The organism is Sphingobacteriaceae bacterium, assembly GCA_002319075.1.
In the GTDB taxonomy this organism is placed as follows: Bacteria; Bacteroidota; Bacteroidia; order B-17B0; family Aurantibacillaceae; genus Aurantibacillus.
The window spans coordinates 1538198-1560944 of sequence record NVQB01000001.1; the positions used below are offsets into that span (position 1 = coordinate 1538198).

Genomic DNA, 22747 nt, shown 5'->3' on the forward strand with positions numbered 1-22747 from the left:
AACCCCGTAATTAGAGGGGAATTCTTTATTTTTATGGAGTTATCTTTAATCCTATGGAGAAGAAATATAAGTTCAAAAGTCTTCAGACATTTTGTAACAACGAATGGATGGTAAACAATCAAAAACGCTATCGCAGCGTTTTCGACAAAGCGGAGATCGACTACATTCGTGTTGAACTTGCCATTTACAATAAGCTGTTTGACGAAGAAGACTGGAACACAAAAATAAATTTAAAATGTTCTGATCTTTCAGGTCAGCTAGAATATTGTAACCGTGAACTGGAGATCAGTATTAAAAAGGAAGAAAATATTTTTTATGTCCGCGACGGTTGGGGTGTAGAAACAAAAGGCACCTTCTGGAAAAAAGGAAGTTACAAATGGGAGGCATTCATCGACAGTATTTTAGTTGGCGAACGGATTTTCCATATCAATGAAGTTGCTCTTGTTACTACAAGTTCTAATCCCTACCTCGAAATTGAGCACATAAAACTTTTTAATAGCGACATTCATGGCTGGCAAGACAAAGACCGTAAATACCTAAAGAGCTTCGATAAAAAAACAACCAAGTATGTATGGGCGGAAATAAAATTTAAAAATCTCACAAGTCTGGATTACCATTACGAACTGTTTCTTAATTTTTACGACGATGCAGGACAATCAAAAGCCTCGCTCATACAGAATGGTTACATTGAACCTGGTAAAGAACAGCTCAGCTATATTTTTGAAAAAGCCTGGGGAAGCGACACGCCAGGCATCTGGACAGACGATCGTTATCTTTTAGAAATTGTTTTTAATGATGTTTTAATTGCAGCTGCGGCATTCAATTGCGGTGATTCAGAAGAGGAAGGCGACACGCCGATTCTAAAAACAATTGAGCAAACACTTGCGTCAGGTGCCTCTTTCAGCAGTCAGAATTCTAAGGCCGAAGACCCTGCTGGAACAAAAACACTGGAAGAATTATTAGCAGAACTCGATGCATTGATCGGATTGGAAAATGTAAAAAAATCTATCCGTGAGAATATTACTTATTTAAAGTTTACTAAACTCAGAAAAGAGAAAGGATTCTCTGACTCTGCAAAACTCTCCCTGCACAGCATCTTTACCGGGAATCCGGGCACTGGAAAAACAACAGTTGTAAAAATGCTCGGCAGAATTTATAATAAAATGGGCCTTTTAAGTAAAGGCCATGTAGTAGAAGTTGATCGTGCCGCACTTGTTGGTGAATACATTGGCCAAACCGCACCGAAAACAAAAAAAATAATTGAACAAGCGCGGGGCGGAATTCTTTTTATAGACGAAGCTTATTCTCTTGCTCGTTCAGATGATGATAGTAAAGATTTCGGAAAAGAAGTTATTGAAATTCTCCTGAAAGAAATGAGTGATGGTCCGGGTGACATTGCCATTATAGGTGCCGGATATCCTAAGCAAATAAAAAATTTCATAGATAGTAATCCTGGTTTAAAATCGCGCTTCACCGATTATTTTCATTTCGATGATTATTTACCGGAAGAACTTTTCCAGATTGCGCTTTATTCTGCATCGCAACGCGAAGTTAAATTTTCCCCCGAAGCTGAATTTTATTTGAAAGAACAATTAACGGAAGCCTATCGCAAACGCGACGATCATTTTGGCAATGCGCGATTTGTAAATGCAGTAGTAGATGAAGCGAAGCAGGACATGGGTTTACGTTTAATGAAATCTGCCAGCCTGGATGATCTTTCCAACGATGAACTTTCTACCATTTTAGTGGAAGACATGGAACAGGTTTTCCATACAGAACAAAAGAAAAAATTACAGCTCTCCATCAATGATAAACAATTAAACGAAGCACTTGCCGAATTGAATGAATTGGTAGGCATGGACAAAATCAAACAAGACGTTCACGAGCTCATTAAACTTATTCGTTTTTATAATGAAACCGGAAAAGACGTTGTGAATAAATTTTCGTTGCATTCGATCTTTACGGGAAATCCCGGCACGGGCAAAACAACGCTTGCCAGAATTATGGCCAAGATCTATAAGGCTTTAGGCATCCTCGAACGTGGTCACGTTGTAGAAGTAGACCGGGAAGGGCTTGTTGCAGGGTATGTAGGACAAACTGCCATTAAAACATCAGGAGTAATTGATGATGCCATGGGAGGTATTTTATTTATTGATGAAGCTTATGCTTTAGCCACAAAAAATTCATCCAATGATTTCGGACAGGAAGCCATCCAGGTTATTTTAAAACGCATGGAAGACCTTCGCGGAAAATTCGGAGTTATCGTGGCCGGCTATACAGACAACATGCACCTCTTTATCGAAAGTAACCCAGGATTTAAATCGCGTTTTGATAAAACATTTGTTTTCGAAGACTACACGGCTCCACAACTCTGGGACATTACACAAAACCTGTTGAAGAAGGAAGGTTTGACTGCAAGTGCCGATGCTGAAGCACATTTAAAAGGCTACCTTCTTGAATTGTATGAAACGCGTGATAAATTTTTCGGTAACGCACGAACAGCACGACAACTTGTAGGAGATGTTGTGATGAAGCAAAATTTACGCCTCGCTTCGATCCCAGCCGATGTGCGTAATAAAAATGATCTCTCATTGCTTGCTTTTGAAGATGTGAAACATTTGCACATCGGTACTCAAGGCAGCAGGCCTTCGTTGGGTTTTAAAATTTAAAAAAATGCGGCATGTAAAACCTCTTCTTCATCCCAAACATTACGCGCAACGCGTTTTCAAAAACGCCTTAGCCGGATTTATTATGCTTGCAATTTCGCTTGCTATCGGAATGATTGGTTACCATTATTATTTTGCATTAAACTGGGTAGATAGCCTGTATAACGCCAGCATGATCTTAACCGGCATGGGCCCTGTAGATAAAGCCATTAACGATGAGGGTAAGCTATTTGCCTCTTTTTACGCGATATACAGTGGTGTAACTTTTTTAACAAGCGTAGCAGTGATACTTGGTCCGGTTGTACATCGTTTTCTTCACAGGTTTAAAATTGAAGTAGAGGAATAATAAAATTGTAGTAAATTAGTATATGCTTATATCACTTAAAGTAAACGATAATAAGGCCAAATTATTTGTCGATTTTTTAAAGAATCCTGATTCTGTTAAGATAAATAGATCAGAAGTAGATGGCAGCCGCATTATAGGTCTTTTAAAAAAGCGTTTCACTAAATATGCGAAAAATCCTTCTGCTACGGTAATTGGCCCTTAAGCACTTGAAAAATTGAAAGTAGAATATGGACGTTGAAATTAACTTTCCTTTATCGGCGGAAAGACATCTGGAAAATACCATTGATTATTACCAACAAATAAATATCCCTTTAGCTCGCAGGTTCTACAAAGAATTTTATGGCTTGATTGCATTATTGAAATCAATCCTTCTTCCAAAAAATTCAATGAACTTAGAACTAGCAAACTAAACTTTTTATGCATCTAATTCATTACATACTCCTAAAAACTCAAACGTCGTTGTAATAAATGCTTTAGCATTTGTAAAGCAATCAAGAACCGACTACCCTAATTTAACCCAATAATAATATCCATTATGCCATCCGTTATCATACTCTGCGCTCACCGCCCGAAACGCTCTCCCAGCCAGCGATATCGCTTTGAACAATACTTAACTTTTTTAGAGCAACAGGGATTTTATTTTACCTTCTCTTATCTTTTAAACGAAGAGGATGACATCACTTTTTATTCGCAGGGGAATATTTTAGCCAAGGTTTTTATTTTACTGAAGTCGGTTCTTAGAAGAATAAAAGATGTTTTTCGTTTTAAAAACTACGATATTATTTTTATTCAACGCGAGACTTCTTTTTTCGGAACTGCTTACTTTGAAAAATGCGCGAGAAAATCGGGTGCGTACGTTATTTTTGATTTTGACGATAGCATCTGGCTGGCAGACACGAGTCCAGGAAATAAAAAATGGGAGTTTATCAAGAAACCCGAAAAATTTTTCGAGGCGATTTCCCGCGCCAATATAGTAATTGCCGGTAATGCTTACCTTGCCGATAAAGCAAAGGATGTAAACCTGCATACAGTTGTTATTCCCACAACTATCGATACAAATTTTCATATACCCAAGCCGGAATTAAGGAATAAAGAGGTTTTAACTATAGGTTGGAGCGGTAGCATTAGTACTATTAAACATTTCGAGACTTTGCTTCCGGTTTTGGTGAAGATAAAAGATCGCTATAAAGAAAAGGTAAAATTTAAAATTCTCGGAGATAAAACGTATTCAAATCCACTGTTAGAGATAGAAGCCTTGGGCTGGACAGAAAATACAGAAGTTGATATCATAAACTCTTTTGACATTGGCCTTATGCCTTTGCCAGACGATGAATGGGCTAAAGGCAAATGCGGACTCAAAGCCCTGTCGTATATGGCTTGTGAAGTCCCTTCGGTTTTAAGCCCTGTGGGTGTTAACACTACTATTATTCAGAATGGCGTGAACGGATTTCTTGCTACAAATGAACAGGAATGGTTTGATATTCTTTCACAACTGATCGAAAATAAAGAACTAAGAAGTACTATTGGCAAGGCCGGAAGGGAAACGGTACTTAAAAAGTATTCGGTGGATGCACAAAAATATAATTATCTCAGCATCTTTAAACATGCAAAACAGCGTTGATCATTATTTCAATTCTTTGGAAGAACCTTTTAGGAGTTGCCTACTTTACCTCAGGACCTTTCTTCTCGGATTTTCAGACGAGATAAGCGAAAAAAGATCAAACAATACGCCGTTCTATTATTACAGAAAGAAATCTATTGGCTTCATTTCTTATGATCCCAAAACGAAAGACATTTATTTCAGTTTTACCAATGGCCATAAAATTGAGCATCCTAAATTAGCTAGTGAAGGAAGAAGGAAGATGAAGATTTTTAAGGTGGATCCGGAAAAGGATGTTGACATCGACAATCTAAGAGAGATCTTAAATTCGGCCCTGGGCCTCAACTAACTTACCTTTTACATTGTGCAGTGTAACACATATTTACACCGACGCCGATGAGCTCTGTTAAGGAGTAAAGGCCAGGCGCATATTATACGGTATAGTGTAGAAAAGTGTGTGAGAAGTAGTCTACTTAACTGCCTTCAAACTCAAATCAAGTCCTTTAACATGATGCGTTAAAGCTCCGATAGAAATAAAGTCGACGCCGCATTTTGCGTAGGACTGAATGTTTTTTTCGGTGATGCCGCCGGACGACTCTACTTCGAATTTACCATTGACCAGTTTTACTGCAGCCAGGGTTTGTTGAGGCGTGTAGTTATCCAGCATGATGCGTTTGACACCGCCATGCTTCAAAACCTGCTTCACGTCTTCAAGACTGCGCGTTTCAACTTCTATATTTATTTTTTTCTTTTTAGACTTCAAATAAGAGTTAGCTGCATCAATTGCTTTGACTATTCCCCCTGCAAAATCAACGTGATTGTCTTTTATAAGAATCATGTCGTAAAGACCGTAACGGTGATTAGAACCTCCGCCAATAACGACCGCCCATTTTTCAAAAAAACGAAAACCTGGCGTGGTTTTGCGGGTATCAATTACTTTTGTTTTAGTTCCTTTACAAAGACTTTGCAGATAATTTGTTTTAGTTGCAATGCCACTCATACGCTGCATTACATTTAAGATAAGTCTTTCGGCGATCAGCATTTTCTGAGTGTTACCTTCCAGCGTTAGTACGATGTCACCTTTTTTAATTTTTGTACCATCTTTGATGAGAACTTTAACTTTGAAATTTTTATCTATTTCTTTCAGAATAAACTCCGCCGCTTTTACACCAGCGATAATGCCCTCTTCTTTTACAAGTAAACGCATCTTACCGCTATGGCCTTTAGGAATTATTGAAAGCGAGGTGTGATCACCGTCACCAACATCTTCTTTTAGAGCTTCTGAAATAAACTGTTTGAAATGGAAATCTTTCTGGTGAAGTTTAATGAAATCAGTCATTAGCGTTTTCGATTCGGAATTGAGAAATTAAATTCCGCCGGATAAGAATAGAAACACGGAATTTTTCATTAGCAGTCTCGAGTGTGCCGGTAATATACTGTTGGCTATTATTTACAGTGCTTGTATGAGATCCGGTAAAATTTTTTACAGGATGTTTTTCAAAAAAATATTTTAAGTTAGCTTCTGCCTGAGGTTTACTGAGAACATCTTCCTGATTGATAAGTTTGATAGAAACTTTTTCATCAAAATATTTAACAAGTTCCGCTGATTTGCCCAATCTTAACGCAGTAACAATTTCGTCGGTAATTTCTCCGCTGGAGAAAAACAGACTAAAAAACAAATAAGTTATGTGAATTAAAATCTTCATTTATTGATACAAATTTAATTAATTTTTGCAATTTTAGAACATGCGCATCACATTACTTCAAATTGACAAAACCCAGGACAGTTACCTCACAGAAGGCATTGAAATATACACCAAACGTCTGAAGAACTATACCGCCCTGGATATTATGACAATTAATGTGCCAAAAGCAGTGCGGCAGAGGACTTTCAACGAGCAGAAAACCGAAGAAGCAAAGTTAATTTTTAACCACGTGGCCACTGACGACTTTTTGGTTTTATTGGATGATAAGGGCAAGGAATACACTTCACCCGATTTTGCCAGGTTTATTGCGCAGAAACAGAACGCTTCTACAAAACGTTTGATTTTCCTTATTGGTGGTCCTTTTGGCTTTGACCAAAAAATTTATGACCGTGCAGATGGGAAAGTTTCCTTTTCGAAGATGACGTTTTCGCACCAGATGATAAGGTTGTTTTTTGTGGAGCAGCTTTACAGGGCGTATAGTATTTTGAAGGGGGAGAAGTATCATCATGAGTAGTTCTCGACTACGCTCGAACTGACATTCTATTCTTCTGGAACTGAGATTACTGACACACAAGCCGGCTCGAACTGACATTCTATTCTTCTGGAACTGATATTGCTAACACACAAGCTCGCTCAAAAGGGTCTTAGCTCTTTTACCTGCGCGAACTGACATTGTATTCTTCTCGAACTGATATTGCTAACACACAAGCTCGCTCAAAAGAGTCTTAGCTATTTTGCCCTTCTCGAACTGACATTGTATTCTTCTGGAACTGAGATTACTGACACACAAGCCGGCTCGAACTGACATTCTATTCTTCTGGAACTGATATTGCTAACCACACAAGCTCGCTCAAAAGGGTCTTAGCTCTTTTACCTGCTCGAACTGACATTGTATTCTTCTCGAACTGATATTGCTAACACACAAGCAGGCTCAAAAGAGTCTTAGCTATTTTGCCCTTCTCGAACTGACATTGTATTCTTCTCGAACTGATATTGCTAACACACAAGTCGGCTCAAAAAAATCTTAGCTCTTTTGCCCTTCTCGAACTGACATTGTATTCTTCTCGAACTGATATTGCTAACACACAAGCAGGCTCAAAAGAGTCTTAGCTCTTTTACCTGCTCGAACTGACGGAATTGCACTTAAAATGGGTTTGGCCAGGGATAGTGGTGCGAGACCTTAAACCACGAATTTCTTTTAGAAACTTATTTGGTCGATGTTTCAGCCACTATTACTTGGCTTGGTAGATTGTCAAAATGGTATTAGTGTTCATCCTTTCTTTTCTGCATCATATCACTTACATACTTTGTGAGATCGCGGGTAAAGCCATCCAGGGAACTAACGGCTTGCTTCATGAATCCAACTATTTTTTTAAGACCGCTTGTTGAAGAGCCGGCAGCTTCATCAAACAGGTTAGACAGACCCATAAGATGCGCTACAGGCTGTCGTACCTCGTGCGATATCATATACATCATCTTTTCTAATTCCAGAATATACTCTTTTTGGTCCGCTTCTATTTTAATGAGTTCATCGTTGGCCAGAATAAGTTCTTCAGCAAGTTTTTCCTTTTCAGAGTTTTTAATGACAAGTTCCTGATTTGCTGCAAACAATGCAGCCGACTTCTCTTTCTTTTCTTTGGTCCTGAAATTTATTTTTTTATGTGCCAGGCTCAGCTCAAGAATTCTTTGTTCTTTTTCTTTGTTATGAATTAAGTGCATTGCGGTTAATATCAATAAAAGAATAATTAGCGCTGTCATTAAAATAAACATGAGGATGTTGATATGATCAAGAGAGATGGCACTTTTCTCGTTTATCTGTTTTCGCTTCTTTAGTAGCACCCTTTCATATAATTGAACACTATGTATAAGTTTCTGAATCATATCACTGTTGTAATTGCCTGACGGAGTGCCCGCAAATAAAGCCGCCGTAGGTATACTTCCCTTTCGTCGTAACTCTATCATTTGCAGTGACGAGTGAAAATTCGCGTTAATATAAAACGTTAATGAATCTAAGAGGCTACGTTGAGGCTTACTATCAGCAGTTAAGCAGATCAACTCTACAAGCAAATCCTGGCACGCAAGCTTACCTTTTTGCATGGGCTTTAAATAACCGCTGTCAAGTGTAACAACGAAATTTTTAGCGGCGTTTTTCACTTCTTTGGCAAGGTCTGAAAGCTCCCCGCTGATCAAAATTATTTTTTCAGTATGCTCCACCCAGGCTTCAGCCACATTTTGTTTTTGATTGCGCTTATAAGCTGTATAACCTATAAGAGCGTTTCCAGAAAGGATTACAACACAAAGTAGGATGAGTTTCCGGCGTATGTCCATATTTATGCTTGTTACTTAGAGATAAAATTACTTTGCCCGGAATAAAAGAATTCGTGAATTGATATAGTTCACTGCTATAATCCAATCCATTCCCGGGTGTGATGAAGTGTGGTTCAATTTAAGCTTATTGTCTCACATAGTTAATAATTTCGCCAAGAGCACCCGAATGAGGTATGAAAGTCAAAATAAAGCCGACCAGAAAAAATTGATTTTAGCCGATGTGGCCAATTCTCAGCGAAAATGGACATTAACATAAAAAAACCGTGATCCATTGCAGCAGATCACGGTTTCGGGTACATGAAAAAACAGTCTTTATTTTTTGTTACCGAGTTTAATCGCTAAATCAAACCGGATTAATTTGTTTGGTTTTGTTGTTTTTTAACTTCTTCTTCGTTCTTCAACTCTTCCTTTTTCAAACGTTTTTCCTCCCGTTTAATTTTCTCGTCAGTTCTTTGTTGTTCTTTTTTAAGCTTTGCTTCTTCGCTTTTCCTTGTGTCGTCGTTTATTTCGACATTTTTTTCGGGAGTAGTTATTCTGATACCATTGTCGTCGATCTTAATGTGCGTTTCTTCTCCGTTTACTTCTATGCCATCATCGTCGATTACTACTTTGTCTTTTCTATGTCTTTCCTCATCATCCTCGTCTGCATCTGATTTATCAAGCCCTTCACAGTCGAGGCAGGTCAAACCTCTTTCTGTCATTTTCCAGCGACGCGAAATCATTTTTCCATCCCAGGTGTTACTTGTATTTCCAACATCATTCAAGAGATATTTTGTACTCTTATCAAAATAAATCACCTTACCTTTTGGCAGCTTAATTTTTATTTCGACTTCAGGAGCTCTAAATCTTGATCCTTCCATTACTGTAAAGATCTGATCAAAAGTTAAAGTATTTTTATCCTGGCTATAGGTATAGTCTATTCCCCTTGCATTTTCGTTAGCATCTTTCTTACTGCTGCCGCGGGCTACACGTGTTATGGTCATTTCAATACTATCTGAATTACCTTCTATCACATCCAGATCGGCATATCCAATAATACTCAGGTGTTTATCATTTTCACCAAAAAGATAGCCGCCGTTATTTTTACTTAAATCATTTTCTATGTCGTCATAATTTTCAAAGCCCAGGGATTTCAGATTTCCAGAGCCCTGATTCATTTTAATAATGAGCGTATCCCCCGTTCCATGCAGTACATAAGTTTCCTTTAAGTGAGAGCTTTCGTTAAATTGTTTTACGGTGTTAACAGCCACATAAAATCCGAGAATAATCCCCATGGTCCAAATGATTCCCAGTCCCAAATTCAACCAGCGATTGCTGTAACGAATTTTGAACAGAAGTTTCACGCCTGCGTAAACCAGCATGATTACTGGAATTCCGAACACAATTATAAACGCAATAACTCCTAATGCATAATCAGAAGACGATTCGAAAATAACTCTTCTCCAGTGTGTGAGATCGTCGTTAGAATCCATTACAGAAATCCCAAAAATACTTGTGGCCCAGGCAAAAAGTAATACCCCACCAATAAGTATAAAGAACACTCCGATCAAACGACCGATGATATTAAACACTGAATTTAGTACGTGAGCAGAACTGTTGCGGGCGTAGGTATAATTGTCGCGAACAACTCCTCGCATTTCATCGTACTGGCGTTTACCGTTTTTTGCAAAGCGATTTTTTACATCTTCTGCTTCTTCCTGAAACGATTTAAAAATGGTATTGATGTTGGCTGATTCGCCGCGCATAGCAAGACGGTCGGCCGTGGTTTTTGCCTCCGGAATCACAATCCACATAATGATGTAAACCCATAAACTTAATCCACCAAAAAATACAAGTAAGAACATGGCTAAACGCACCCACACAGTATCAATGTCAAAATAAGCAGCAAGACCGCTACATACGCCGCCAATGGCTTTCTCGTCAGGATTACGAAATAATCTGCGGCGAATTTTTTCCTGGCGGAATTCTGTTTGTTCTTCCTTTTGAGAGGACTCTTCTTTGGCAGGTTGTTCACCACCAAACTCCTCAGGTTTTCCCATTACGTTCATTACATGCTCTACATCGGCCATTAAAATAACCTGTTTTGAAACATTGATCTTTGCCTGTAATAGCTCTGCGATGCGGGCTTCAATATCACTCATGATCTCGTTACCACCATCGGTTTTACTAAAATACCCTTTAATGGTAGAAAGATATTTACTTAAGCTATCGTAGGCATCTTCTTCGATGTGAAAAATAATACCGCTTATATTTATTGTGACTGTTTTATTCATTGTACTGTTTTTTGAGGGTTATAACTTTTTACCAAGTTCAATTGTTTTATTAACGGCATCAACAAGTTCCTGCCATGAGAGCTGGAGTTCTTTTAAATACTGCTCACCTATTTCTGTAAGCTTGTAGTATTTCCGGGGCGGTCCACTTGTGCTCTCTTCCCAACGGTATCCAAGAAGTCCGGTGTTTTTTAATCGGGTAAGTAAAGGGTAAAGCGTTCCTTCAACAACTACCAACCTGGTATCTCTTAGCTTATCAATAATTTCTGTTGGATAAGCATCGCCTTGCGATAAGATAGAAAGTATGCAGAGTTCAAGAACACCTTTACGCATTTGAGCCTGGGCGCCTGCCCTGTCTATTGCTCCATCGTTTTTTGTGTTCTCAGTCATTGGTGTATTTCGTATTAAGTAGTGAGTAATAAGTAGTCGATAGTTTATAGTCTCAAGTCAACAGACTGTATGTGAATTTAAAGTGTTTTGAAGTTTAGCGTTACACTGTGTACAACGTTTTGTTTTACTTTAGGAAGTTGCAGATGCGAAAACTGTTTTTCAATCTCCTGTTTTAACCCTTTATCAGAAGTTTTTGCGAGTACAAAATTTATTTTTCCGGTAGAATCCGTCGTAAAAAGAACTTCCACTTTATTTGATTTCGCGGTTTTGTTTTCGTAGTGCGGCATTAAAATCTGGGGAAATTTAAAATAATCGCGGATCGTTTTTTCAGTTTCAGAAGTTACTACACTTGCCGAAGGAGTTGTATTTGCTACAGCTAGTAGAGTGGTAAAGATCAGGCCTGTAATTAAGATGATCTTGGTAAAAGTAATTTGAGTGTTCATTTTGTTTTAATTTTTGTCCCGATTTTTATTTAAAACAGGATGGGTTAATTTTAATTTTAGTTTAAATAGACATTTTCAGTACTTTTTTGCAATAGCTATTATGCGATACAAATATACAATATAAAAACAGTACTATGCAACGCATAGTACTAAATTATTTTTAAATATATTATAAGTAATTGATTATCAATAGTATTATTTTTTATCAGGTCCATTTAATTTAATATCTTTGTACGATAATTTTCAAAAAATGCACAGTTGGTCTGCGGATTTTGCCGCATTATTTTCATTAGAAGGGATTATTGGTTTAATAACCTTATCGATTTTAGAAATCATTCTTGGGATAGATAATATCATTTTTATCTCGATTGCTGTGAATAAATTACCAGCTGCACAACAAAAAAAAGCCCGTACGATCGGACTTTTACTAGCGTTATTGGTACGCTGCGTTTTACTTTGTTTTATTGGATGGATTGCCGGTTTAAAAGAAGCGCTTTTTCACATAGGCGCATATGGGGTTAGTGGGAAGAGTCTGATCTTAATAGGTGGCGGGGTATTTTTGCTTGTTAAGACCTGGGGAGAAATTATGGAAAAAATCAATACCGATGAGGATGAAGTTGATTTTACCACCAAGGGAAAAACAACTTTTAATTCCATCATCATGCAAATTGTGATCATCGACTTTGTTTTTAGTTTCGATAGCATCCTTGCTGCTGTTGGTGTGAGCGGTATTGTATTAATAATGATCGGAGCCGTTGTAGTGAGTATGATCTTAATGATTTTATTCAGTGGCGCTGTCTCAGCTTTCATCAATAAAAATCCGGGTATTAAAATGATCGCTTTGGTATTTTTGTTGGTAATAGGTGGAATTTTACTGGCAGAAGGACTTATAGACTGTTATAATTTCAGTCTTCCGGAACAGGATCACCTGGAGTTGAATAAAAACTATGCTTATATAGCTTTAGCTTTTGCCTTAATAATTGAGTTCTTCAATATGAAGGAAAGAAAAGTGAAAAGGAAAAAGGATCTGGAGTTGGAGGAATAGGCGTAAAAAAAATCGTCTCGAACAGATTACTCTATAAATTTTTTATACCACATCGCCAGATTGGAAACATTCCAGAGTTCATTGCTGTTACCAGGTGCTTTTAGCCTCTGAAGATATTCTGCAGAAAAGGTATTTGTGTTACGATTGAATGACTCGACAGCATCGATACAAGTGTTCTTAAAGTCTTTATTTGAGAACAATCTTTCTAAAGGCACAGAGAAACTATCCTTTTTTCTGTAAATAATTTCATCGGGTATAATACCTTCGTAGGCTTTCTTCAAAATATATTTGTCCTGGTTATTTTTGCTTTTGAGATGCGGTGGTATTCGCATGGCGTAATCAACAACATCAATGTCTAAAAAAGGATTTCTCCCTTCTACCGAAGCGGCCATTGTCATTCTGTCGAGCCTTGCCAGTAACATATCCGGAAGGCGATGATGGATATCGGCTGAAGTCATCCAATCATAACTTTCAGAATTACCTGATTTTTGAAAGGATCTAAATACTGATTCAATAGAATTAAAGGAATTATACTCCGCTATTCTTGCGAGAAAATCACGACTTAAGATTTGCTTTTTTTCATGTTCCGAACGTAACTCAGTTCCACTCCAGAATACAGGTTGATCACTCTTAATCTTTTGGTACCAGCTGTGATAATAAGGTCTTTTATTTTTAAGTCCGAAATTTCTATGAAAAAATTCTGCTACCCTTGCTAAGTGAGGCCGACCATTCATTACGCTTTGAAACTGTCGCGAAATGTTCCACAATTGATATCCGATAAAAAGTTCATCGCTTCCTTCACCTCCAAGTAATACTTTAACCCCTTGGGCGCGTGCAACTTTACTAACATAATAGATAGGGATATTAGCGGGGTCGCCGATTGGCTCATCCTGATAATAAACCATCTCTGGAAAAAAATCAATGAACTCTTTATCGCTTATTGCTAATTCATGATAATCAGCATTAAATTTAGTTGCCACCCTGCGTGCATATTCAAATTCGTTTTTATAAGCACCGCTGTTGTGAAATCCGACTGAAAAGGCTTTTACGGGTTTACTGGAATATTTACTTAAAGAGAAAAGATTAATACTGCTATCTAATCCCCCGCTTAAAAGCAGCCCTACTTCTACATCCGCCCTGAAACGCAGTTTTATAGAATTGTCCAGTTTTATTTTAAGAGTATCAATTATTTCCTCTTCACTCGATTCAAGAAATCCTTCTTTCCTGAAAGGACTCCAATACTGTTTAAGCTCGATCGCGTCTCCTGGAGTGAAATATAAATAATGCGCAGCAGGTAATTTTTTAATATCTGTAAAAACCGTATTAGGCGAGGGTACTGCGAGGTAAGTTAAATAATCATACAGAGCAATGGGATCAATTTCCCGTTTAATGTCTTTATTTACAAGCAGGGCTTTTAACTCACTTGCAAAATAAAATGTTTTATTACTCACTGTATAATACAAAGGTTTTTTACCAATCATATCCCGTGCAATAAATATTTTATTTAACCGGGTATCCCAAATACAGAACGACCACATGCCATTAAACTTATTTAGACACTCTACGCCCCAGTAATCAAATGCATTTAAAATTACTTCGGTATCCGAATGATCTGTTTTGAATTTGTAACCTGCTTTTTCAAGATCTGATCTCAAATCAAGATGATTGTAAATCTCGCCATTATAAACAATCCAATACCGTTCTGTTAACTCACTCATTGGCTGCGCCGCATTTAAATGAAGATCAACAATAGACAAACGTCTATGACCTAATGCAATTGATTGGGCGTGAGCTTTAGAGATTACAACGGCATCATTTCTGTCATTTTTAATTTTGTTTGCGAAATCGGCATTATTCGTAAATAAGAAACCTTCTCCGTCTGGTCCGCGATGTTTGACCTCATCCGTCATTGATAAAATCTGTTCCGGTTGAAGTGGTGAACCATTAAGACTTATTATTCCAGTTATTCCACACATAGTACATTCATAGTTTTTTTTATTGTGTTACTGGATAATTTTTTTTTCGTCCTTATCCAATGTGTCTTGATCTAATAATTTAGATTTTTTATCATAAAATTCATCTCTCGCAGCATGATAACCAATAAAATTATAATAGTAGAGTATTACAAAAAATGGAAATCCATTTAAAAAATAGTGGCCCTGCCTGAAAAGGTTGAGAAGAATCATAACCAAAATACCATTGCTCACAAGCCAGTGATAGGTCTCGTATTCGGGATCCCTTCTTACATAACATTTTATTACTATAATTAAAAAAAGTAGTACACCAAACAAACCCGTTTCAGACACTAACCTGAGAAACATGGAGTTTGCATCAGCGCCGTTTGAATTAAAACCAATTACTTTAAATGTTTTGGCCATTGAATATTTGTCAAATGCTACAGGATGAGAACCAATGCCTGTACCAAAAACAAAATTACTGCTGAAATTCTTTGTTGCTACAATGTAATTATTATACAAAATAAATGAAGAACCATGTGTTTTACCCAATTCAAATTTTTGGCCTGAGAAAAGTCCCACCAGACCATCAAGCCGCTCCCTAAAATCTTTAACATTATTATAGAGCACTGTAAATAAAATGATGCCGGCCGGTATTGCAATAACAATATACCTAATCAGGCCAAAATTAACAGCGAAAAGGAGAAGCGTAAGAAAAATTCCTGTTTGACCCAGTCCTGAAAAAGACAAAATATAAATACCAATAATGGCAACGCTTTGAAATCTTGTAATGCCATAAGTTTCTCTTCTAAAAAGATTATATAGAGAAACGAAAAATGCTGCTGACATAACGGAAGCCAAATGCGTGGGTTCGGCAAAAATTGAGTTTACCCGTAAACCAAAGATACCACCTGTTGCAATGCCCCACTTATTAAAAATAAAGCCAAATCGATAACCCCATTCAAAGCCAATTTGAAAACAAACAAATTGAAAAAAGCCTAAGAGTGCAGCGATATAGCAACCTGTTAAGTACCATTTAAAAAGCCTTTCAATATCGTAATCAAATTCGAGGATAACATAATAGTAGAAAAAGTAGGAGAGCGTAAGGCCCGTAAAAACTTTAAAGAATAAAGCTGTCGTATTATTTCCTAAAATAATATTTACAACACCAGTAACAAAGAGGGTAATAAATATGAAAAATAAATTCCTGTTGATACCGTATTTTCCTACGAAACCAGGAAGAAGAAAAATGTAGATAACATACCCAAAGTGAAACTCAAACGGATTTTTGAAAAATATGTATGAATTTATGAATATGGACAAATAAATAAATAGTACAATCCAGAAATTATATCGTTTCTCTTCTAAACTAGCCTCCGCAATTAATGAATCCAAAATGGTATTATTCTATTTATAATTATTTACGATTATTATTTTTGTGCAGATCTATTTTACAATGATATATTCGAAACCCACCGATTGCCTCAGGCATTCCACCTTATAATAAAGTTCTGCATTTGCTTTAGCCTGCTGTTTGCTTTGGCCTCTCCTGTAACGTAACGCCAGGTAAGCCAGCCTCGATTTGATTTTAAATATTCCCCGGATGAATGAGGCCCTTAATGGGCGCATAAATCCAAAACTGAGAGGATAGTATAAAACCTGCTTATGGTAATCAATTCCAAAACGTCGTCCCCCTCCTATTTTTGTAAGTTTTAAACCATTGTCTTTAGCAAAAAATTCGAGCGCTTTAAACGAAAGATGCGAATAGGATATTTCATGAAAACATTCCATAAAAGCAACGTAACCTATAAAGATACCCCCTTTTTTTAATACGCGAGCTACTTCCTTGAACGCCTTGCTTACGTCTGGAACATGTTCCAGTACGGCATTCATATAAACAATATCGAAACTTTCATCCTCAAAAGGCAAATTTTGCGCATCTCCTACCACAGTATGAGCGCCGCCCTCAAAAGGTTCCACACCCACCCATTCTCCTCCAGCGTCTTCCACTATCTTGCGGGTTTTACCATATCCGCATCCTACATCCACTACCTTTTTTCCTTTTGATAAAGCAGCAAAATTAAAGACTTCCGCATTAATAATAATCTCACAGTCGGGCGCAATATCTTTTAAGCCAAGTTTTCTTACACCGTCTGCATTGTTTTCTCTGGGTTGATTCATTCTATTTCGTTTTAGGGGAGATATATTGCATTAATTTATCATAAGCTTGTTCGTTTTTAGCTGACTCTTTTCGATAGTGTTCATAAGCTAACTTAAAAGCGGCTTCCTTTTTATATAAGCCTGGTTTTTGAAGTATAGGCCAATTTGCTGAATTTTCTCCTAACACGTAACCACAAGCATGCGTTTTCACAAAATCACTAAAGTCACCAAGGTTTTCCGAAATCAAAACATCCAGACCCGCGTAAAGATACTCCGCAAATTTGACAGGAGATGCCACTTTATTTGTATCTGACTGCTCCCGGACGAGTATTCCATAATCCCCACAATGAAGGTGCGGAAGAACATCCTTATGCTCTAGCCATTTTATGACAATTCTATCTTTATATTTATCCCTTAATCTGCAATTATCCTTATTTTCTTTTGAAAGAAATATGACTTTTATCCGTTTATCAGAATCTAAAAGAGGCGTTAATATTTTTTCGAGTAACTCAAATGATTGCCAGGGTGCCGTTGAACCGGAGTAGACAAGAACAAGGTCCGATTCGCTAAAGCCCAGCTTGGCTCGCAGCTCCTCATTCGCGTGATCCAGGCTAAAAGTTTTTTCTGAAAAATGTTTGGTGTCCAGTGTGCAGGGTATTACTACGTGGTTTTGTTCTGAATACCCATAATGCTGCCTCCAATATTTTACCAATTCTTCTGATACGGCTATTCTAAAGTCGCTGTGGGTAACAGCGAATCTCTCAAAATCTGCAACATTTTTCCGGAGATAATCAACCGGAAACACATCGTACTCTCCAATCTCTGCTGCCATAGCGCTCCTGCCATCCATTACTACCTTCGTAATTAATTTCCATTTTTTTACCCTTAGAGCCATTTTTGTGCAAAACACATTACGGCAGATCACAACCCTTTGCCCTGTGAACAAACATATAAAAAAAAGAAAAAGCGCAGTAAGTTCAAAATTTTGTAGCCCTGGAAAAGAAGGAAAGACAAGAGCATCCGGTGAAAGTGCCTTCAATCGTTTCCTTGCATCACTTCTCACTAGTTCTCTCACAGACAAGAATGCAACAATTCTTATGTTGGCTTTGTACCTTTTTTTCAGGTGGTCGCAAACATCAATAACCTGACTGGAATATATTCCGGGATGAAATTGATCTAATAAAGTAAGATACAGCATTTAGAGCAGTGTTGAAAGTATTTTCACGATCCGTTCGGTCGATTTGCCATCCCACAATTTCGGTACCTGTCCTTTTTTGTATGTTCCTTTTTCAATCTGCCCTACAACGTTCTGTATTTTTCCAAGATCGAATGGCAATAACACGTTGGTGCCTTCATGAATTGTAACAGGACGCTCTGTGTTGGGTCTAAGTGTTATGCATGGCTTAAGACGAAATGTGCTTTCCTCTTGAATTCCGCCGCTATCTGTAAGAATGAATTTACATTCCGCTATCAATTTCTGAAAAGCAAAATAATCGAGCGGTTCAGATACCTGTAACTTTTTTACTGCAACAAAACGGTCATACAGACCAAACCTTTTTAAATTATTAATAGTTCTGGGGTGAACAGGAAAAACAATATCATAGGTTTCTGACACCGATTCGATAAGCAGCAATAATTTTTCAAGCTCTTCTTTTACATCTACCGTTGCGGGCCGATGAATCGTCATTAACACGAATTGTTCTGATTGTAATTTAAGCTCAGTTAAAATACTTGAATTTTTTATTTTTTCTTCAAAGGCCACCATGGTATCAATCATGGTATTACCTACAAAAAACAGCTGGTTGTTATTTTTGCCTTCGCTTAGTAAATTGTCCCAGCCACTTTGCTCGGTAACAAAGAAAAAATCGGTGATCTCGTCGGTCAGCAACCTGTTTATTTCTTCAGGCATTGTGCGATCTTCACTTCTCAGGCCACTTTCAAGATGAGCAATTTTAATTCCCATTTTATTTGCTGTTAAAGCAGCAGCAAAAGTGGAGTTAACATCGCCCACTACTACCAGCAGGTCTGGACGATATTCATTTACAGTTTTTTCCAATCCTAACATTACTTCCGCCATCTGAGTATTAGCTGAGCTGCTTGAAATATTTAGAAAATAATCCGGCGTTAGCTCGAACTGTTCAAAAAACACATCTGCCATTTTTGTATCGTAGTGCTGTCCGGTGTGAACTATTTTTAAATCCAACCCAGGATAAGCAAGTGCACACCGTTTAAACTGAGTTACTTTTATAAAATTAGGACGCGTTCCAACGACGATAAGAATTTTTTTTTGCATACTGGTTTTTAAATTTTACGTGAAACTTCTTCCGCTCTTAAAATGTCTTCCACTGTCATAACTCCTCCGGGAATATTAATGGTTTCTTTAGCGAAGGTATCTGCAATAGGCTCACCTGCCACAAACATGTCAATCCACTTGTGATAATAAACAGGTACATCCGGTGATTTTTTTAAGGAGCTTATAAACTCTTTATCTTTAAAACCCATACGCTGCATAAATGCGAAGAGTGTCTGCACAGAATAATTATCAACGTCAGAACCGACCTGCGCTCTTGTAGGAGCAAAAAAATCATCTTCAAGTATCCCGTAAAACTTATTGTCTTTCACAAAATACTGATAGGTTTCTTCAGCGGCAATGCCAATTTTTTTATCCATACCCAGAAGGTAAATTAACTTTCTTAACGGACGTTTAAAAGCCTTAAGCAGGGGATTACTTCTTAAAGAATCTGTAGTTCGTTTTTTATCAGGACTCCATAAAACCAATGTGGCAGATAATGATTCAGGGTTGATCACCACGTGAGGTTCCCAGCTCCCCACGCGGGAAATACGTTCATCTTTCTGGTGAAACCTTTTTCTTATTCTGAGATTTACCTCCTTGGTATCAGGATTAACTTTGAGATCCTTTTCAAATAACATGCTCTCGTATCCTGAACCAAAGGCTGCGTATGACGTTAAGAGGTAATTATTGTGATGATGAATTGCCGATGCTGCTATTCCGGTTTGATAATTTTTCAAAGGCACAAACAAATGCACTTTAACGTAAAAATCATCATTCTCATACACATAGAAAAAAGGAATTTCGTACATACTCCATTTACGATTTAAAAAGCCCTTATCGCTAAGATTTTCTCTAAACACGGCTGCCCAGAATTTTTCATCTTTTCCCATCTCCAACAATATGGTCTCAGATTGTTTGTGAAACTCCAGCCGATCATTTACCTGATTGCTGAGCTCAATTATTTTTTTAACGTAAGAGTTAGATTTCATCGTAAATCTTTTTAGTGTTTTTTAAATTTCTTGAAAATCACGGTTTTACTAATTTTTCATCTATCAGAGCTTGTGTAAAAATTTTAGAACCCTGGGTACTTAAATGCGTCATATCTGACCAATAAACCACTGTATCCAGGAAAGAAAAGTTTTTAAGAGCGATCACACTTTCTTTTTTGCCTGGCGAGAAAAAACTCTCATCAAAATCTCTATTAATTTTTGCATCCGCAATCAAAGGCATATATAATTGACACACCGGTAAATTATTTTTTCTGCAAAGTGCCAGAGCACTTGCAACAAAAGTCTCCTGAGACCTGCAATTGTGCGTAAATTCAGAGTTCCACAAATAATACAATACCGCCCTTCTGTAACGAATTATTTTAAACCCTAAACCACTCCTGCCCAACTCGGAACGTTTTATAAATTTTGTCTGAGAAAGATTACAGGATTCAAAATACTCATCCGTTTTTTCTTTCCTGATTGCAGTATACTCCTGAGGTGTGAAATTTACCGGTTCGTAAACAACTCCATACTCCTTGTATTTTTTAGCGGCCATTTTATTACCCATTAGTTCCCAGCCCAGGTAATCAAGAATAAAATAAGGCCGTTTAATTAAAAATTGTATAAAATTAAAATTGATAGATTGGCCGCTCTTTAATAGTGAAACCGGATCATACAACAGAGGTGTCATTTTATGCAAGTCCTTATGACCATCTTTGAAGAGGTGAAGATAGATTTTTCCGGGTTTAAGTCCGATCACCCGTCTTAAGAAAAACAACGACACTTCGTTACCTGCGCCATTGATTCCGAAATTTACAGAAGGTATTCCATTTGAACTAAGGGTAGAATCACACAGGCCTGCCTGGGTTAAAGACGGCCCGAAAAAAATGGAGCTCCCCTTAATTTTTGAGGAATGGTTTTTTATAAGATCCAGATTCCAGGCAATCTTTTCGAATGAACTCGTAGCCGTTTTGTTGATCATGTAATCATCAGAAACTTTCACCATGTCCAGTAAAAATGTGATCAAAAGAAAAATTAAACCAAACACCAGAGTATTAACCAGAAATTTTTTCATTTACTAGAATCTGAAATAAATAAAATCCTGTTCCTTGCCTTCGAAACATAAAATCGAAAAAATTATTAAAATATAAATAGCCCATCTCAGCGTTTTTTTTGCAAACCAGCTTCCCTGTGGTTCTATTGGCAGAGCAAATTGCAAAGCGTGTTGTTTGTCGCGTTGCACCCATTCTATGCAAATCATTAAAAAAATAAATATAAGCAGAGCAACAGTATTTACTTTATCACTTAGTTGGGGCTGTGAAAAGAGAGAAGTTGAAAAAAGATCTTTAAAGTAATAAAAAGCATCGGTAATGGTATCTGATCTGAACAGGATAAAAGTGAACATCACCAGAGTAAATGTTTTCAGCATGTTCGAAAATTCTTTCCATGTAGGTAGCACCTGATCTTTCGCTATTTTTTTTCGCTTGTTGATGGTACCTTTTAATATGAGCGGAATAAAATAACAGCCTTGTAAAAATCCAAATAGTACAAATGTCCAGTTTGCACCATGCCATATTCCTATAAGTGTAAAATTAACAAGAATAGCCGCTATCAAACCTTTCTGATCATAATTTCTAAAAGCAATAGAGAGTGGCGTGAACACATACTCCGTTAACCAGCTGGTAAGAGAGATATGCCACTTACGCCAAAACTCGGCAATATTCTGGGCGAAAAAGGGATACTCGAAATTGCGTGTAATAGTAAAGCCTAATAGTTTTGCAATTCCGATAGCCGTATCTGAATAGCCAGAGAAATCGGCATAAATTTGCAGAGTGTAAAAAAAAGCTCCTATCAGCAGAGAACTTGCCGGCAAGGTATCATAGTTTTCAAAAACCGAATTTGTTATGGTGGCGCAATTGTCTGCAATAACAATCTTTTTAAACAAACCCCAGAGTATTTGCCTCATGCCGTCTGTTGCTAAATTATAATCAAATTGGCGTTTGTTGCTCAATTGAGGTACAAGCAAGGTTGCGCGATCGATTGGACCCGAAATAACGCTCGGAAAAAAAGACACATAATTAAAGAAGACGCACCAATTCCGGACAGGTTCCGTTTTACCTTTCTCCACATCAAGCAGATAACTTATGGTTCTAAAAGTATAGAAACTTATTCCCAAAGGCATTAAGAGATTCAATGTGTGAATGTTTGGCTCAACATTAAAATAATGAAGGAGGTTAACAAAAGAATCAATAAAAAAATTTAAATACTTAAAAATCAACAAACCACCGAGACCCTGCGCAAGGCCAATAAATACAAGGAGGTTACGTGTCTTTTGATTTTCCGATTTATGAATATAAATACCAAGTATATAATTAAGGAAAGAGCTAGCTATCAGGAGCATTAAAAAGCGCCAATCCCACCAGGCGTAGAAAAAATAGCTTCCAGCGAGCAGAAAAAGATTCTGAATTTTTAAAGAGCGTGCAAACGCAAGCCAATAAATGAAAAAAAACAGGGTGAAAAAGAGGAGGAAAGGAAGTGAGTTAAACAACATAGTTT

The 22747-nt window shown here is 37.4% G+C and carries 22 protein-coding genes; 8 read left to right on the top strand and 14 right to left on the bottom strand.

Features of this window, described 5'->3' with window-relative positions:
• Positions 1 to 53 precede the first annotated feature (53 nt).
• From CNR22_06795 to CNR22_06820, 6 genes are all read left to right on the top strand, one after another.
• Positions 54 to 2669 (top strand): hypothetical protein, encoded by a 2616-nt coding sequence (locus CNR22_06795; GenBank protein ID PBQ31482.1) that lies wholly within the window; start codon positions 54 to 56, stop codon positions 2667 to 2669.
• A 4-nt stretch (positions 2670 to 2673) separates the two neighbouring features.
• Positions 2674 to 3012 (top strand): hypothetical protein, encoded by a 339-nt coding sequence (locus CNR22_06800; GenBank protein ID PBQ31483.1) that lies wholly within the window; start codon positions 2674 to 2676, stop codon positions 3010 to 3012.
• Between the two features lie 22 nt (positions 3013 to 3034).
• Entirely contained in the window at positions 3035 to 3214 is a 180-nt protein-coding gene (locus tag CNR22_06805) for a hypothetical protein (protein ID PBQ31484.1), read from the top strand.
• Between the two features lie 25 nt (positions 3215 to 3239).
• Positions 3240 to 3422: a hypothetical protein gene (locus CNR22_06810; protein ID PBQ31485.1), complete on the top strand. Its 183-nt coding sequence runs from the start codon at positions 3240 to 3242 to the stop codon at positions 3420 to 3422.
• Positions 3423 to 3547: 125 nt separating this feature from the next.
• Positions 3548 to 4633 (top strand): glycosyl transferase family 1, encoded by a 1086-nt coding sequence (locus CNR22_06815; protein PBQ31486.1) that lies wholly within the window; start codon positions 3548 to 3550, stop codon positions 4631 to 4633.
• Positions 4617 to 4961, top strand: coding sequence for a hypothetical protein (locus CNR22_06820; GenBank protein ID PBQ31487.1), 345 nt, complete (start codon positions 4617 to 4619; stop codon positions 4959 to 4961). The genes CNR22_06815 and CNR22_06820 overlap by 17 nt, the downstream gene beginning before the upstream one ends.
• 120 nt (positions 4962 to 5081) lie before the next feature.
• Here the strand turns inward: CNR22_06820 and nadC are convergent, their stop codons facing one another.
• Together nadC and CNR22_06830 are read right to left on the bottom strand one after the other, a co-directional pair.
• Positions 5082 to 5951, bottom strand: coding sequence for a nicotinate-nucleotide diphosphorylase (carboxylating) (gene nadC / locus CNR22_06825; GenBank protein PBQ31488.1), 870 nt, complete (start codon positions 5949 to 5951; stop codon positions 5082 to 5084).
• Positions 5944 to 6318, bottom strand: a complete 375-nt coding sequence (locus CNR22_06830) for a hypothetical protein (GenBank protein ID PBQ31489.1) — start codon at positions 6316 to 6318, stop codon at positions 5944 to 5946. Before CNR22_06830 ends, nadC begins: the two co-directional genes overlap by 8 nt.
• 40 nt (positions 6319 to 6358) lie before the next feature.
• Between CNR22_06830 and CNR22_06835 the strand changes: the two genes are divergently transcribed.
• Positions 6359 to 6832 carry a 23S rRNA (pseudouridine(1915)-N(3))-methyltransferase RlmH gene (locus CNR22_06835; GenBank protein ID PBQ31490.1) on the top strand — a complete coding sequence of 158 codons (474 nt, stop codon included), beginning with the start codon at positions 6359 to 6361 and terminating at the stop codon, positions 6830 to 6832.
• 749 nt (positions 6833 to 7581) lie between these two features.
• Here the strand turns inward: CNR22_06835 and CNR22_06840 are convergent.
• From CNR22_06840 to CNR22_06855, 4 genes are all read right to left on the bottom strand, one after another.
• Entirely contained in the window at positions 7582 to 8646 is a 1065-nt protein-coding gene (locus tag CNR22_06840) for a hypothetical protein (protein ID PBQ31491.1), read from the bottom strand.
• Positions 8647 to 8999: 353 nt separating this feature from the next.
• The gene (locus CNR22_06845) at positions 9000 to 10919 is read right to left on the bottom strand and encodes a hypothetical protein (GenBank protein ID PBQ31492.1); all 1920 of its coding nucleotides are present in this window, start codon (positions 10917 to 10919) and stop codon (positions 9000 to 9002) included.
• Positions 10920 to 10937: 18 nt separating this feature from the next.
• Positions 10938 to 11306 (bottom strand): PadR family transcriptional regulator, encoded by a 369-nt coding sequence (locus CNR22_06850; protein PBQ31493.1) that lies wholly within the window; start codon positions 11304 to 11306, stop codon positions 10938 to 10940.
• A 77-nt stretch (positions 11307 to 11383) separates the two neighbouring features.
• The gene (locus CNR22_06855; GenBank protein ID PBQ31494.1) at positions 11384 to 11749 is read right to left on the bottom strand and encodes a hypothetical protein; all 366 of its coding nucleotides are present in this window, start codon (positions 11747 to 11749) and stop codon (positions 11384 to 11386) included.
• A gap of 250 nt (positions 11750 to 11999) precedes the next feature.
• On the opposite strand from CNR22_06855, the gene CNR22_06860 reads away from it, so the two are divergent.
• A complete protein-coding gene (locus CNR22_06860; GenBank protein PBQ31495.1) occupies positions 12000 to 12794 on the top strand; it encodes a hypothetical protein in 795 nt (264 codons plus the stop codon).
• A gap of 26 nt (positions 12795 to 12820) precedes the next feature.
• Here the strand turns inward: CNR22_06860 and asnB are convergent, their stop codons facing one another.
• From asnB to CNR22_06900, 8 genes are all read right to left on the bottom strand, one after another.
• Positions 12821 to 14770 carry an asparagine synthase (glutamine-hydrolyzing) gene (gene asnB, locus CNR22_06865; protein ID PBQ31496.1) on the bottom strand — a complete coding sequence of 650 codons (1950 nt, stop codon included), beginning with the start codon at positions 14768 to 14770 and terminating at the stop codon, positions 12821 to 12823.
• Between the two features lie 27 nt (positions 14771 to 14797).
• Positions 14798 to 16072: a hypothetical protein gene (locus CNR22_06870; GenBank protein PBQ31497.1), complete on the bottom strand. Its 1275-nt coding sequence runs from the start codon at positions 16070 to 16072 to the stop codon at positions 14798 to 14800.
• 123 nt (positions 16073 to 16195) lie between these two features.
• A complete protein-coding gene (locus tag CNR22_06875) occupies positions 16196 to 16930 on the bottom strand; it encodes a hypothetical protein (GenBank protein ID PBQ31498.1) in 735 nt (244 codons plus the stop codon).
• Position 16931: 1 nt separating this feature from the next.
• A complete protein-coding gene (locus CNR22_06880) occupies positions 16932 to 18107 on the bottom strand; it encodes a hypothetical protein (GenBank protein PBQ31499.1) in 1176 nt (391 codons plus the stop codon).
• Complete coding sequence (locus tag CNR22_06885) at positions 18108 to 19202, bottom strand: UDP-N-acetylglucosamine 2-epimerase (non-hydrolyzing) (protein PBQ31500.1); 1095 nt, start codon at positions 19200 to 19202, stop codon at positions 18108 to 18110.
• Positions 19203 to 19210: 8 nt separating this feature from the next.
• Positions 19211 to 20191, bottom strand: coding sequence for a hypothetical protein (locus CNR22_06890; GenBank protein ID PBQ31501.1), 981 nt, complete (start codon positions 20189 to 20191; stop codon positions 19211 to 19213).
• Between the two features lie 37 nt (positions 20192 to 20228).
• Entirely contained in the window at positions 20229 to 21266 is a 1038-nt protein-coding gene (locus CNR22_06895; GenBank protein PBQ31502.1) for a hypothetical protein, read from the bottom strand.
• Positions 21267 to 21269: 3 nt separating this feature from the next.
• Positions 21270 to 22742: a membrane-bound O-acyltransferase family protein gene (locus tag CNR22_06900; protein ID PBQ31503.1), complete on the bottom strand. Its 1473-nt coding sequence runs from the start codon at positions 22740 to 22742 to the stop codon at positions 21270 to 21272.
• Positions 22743 to 22747: the final 5 nt, after the last annotated feature.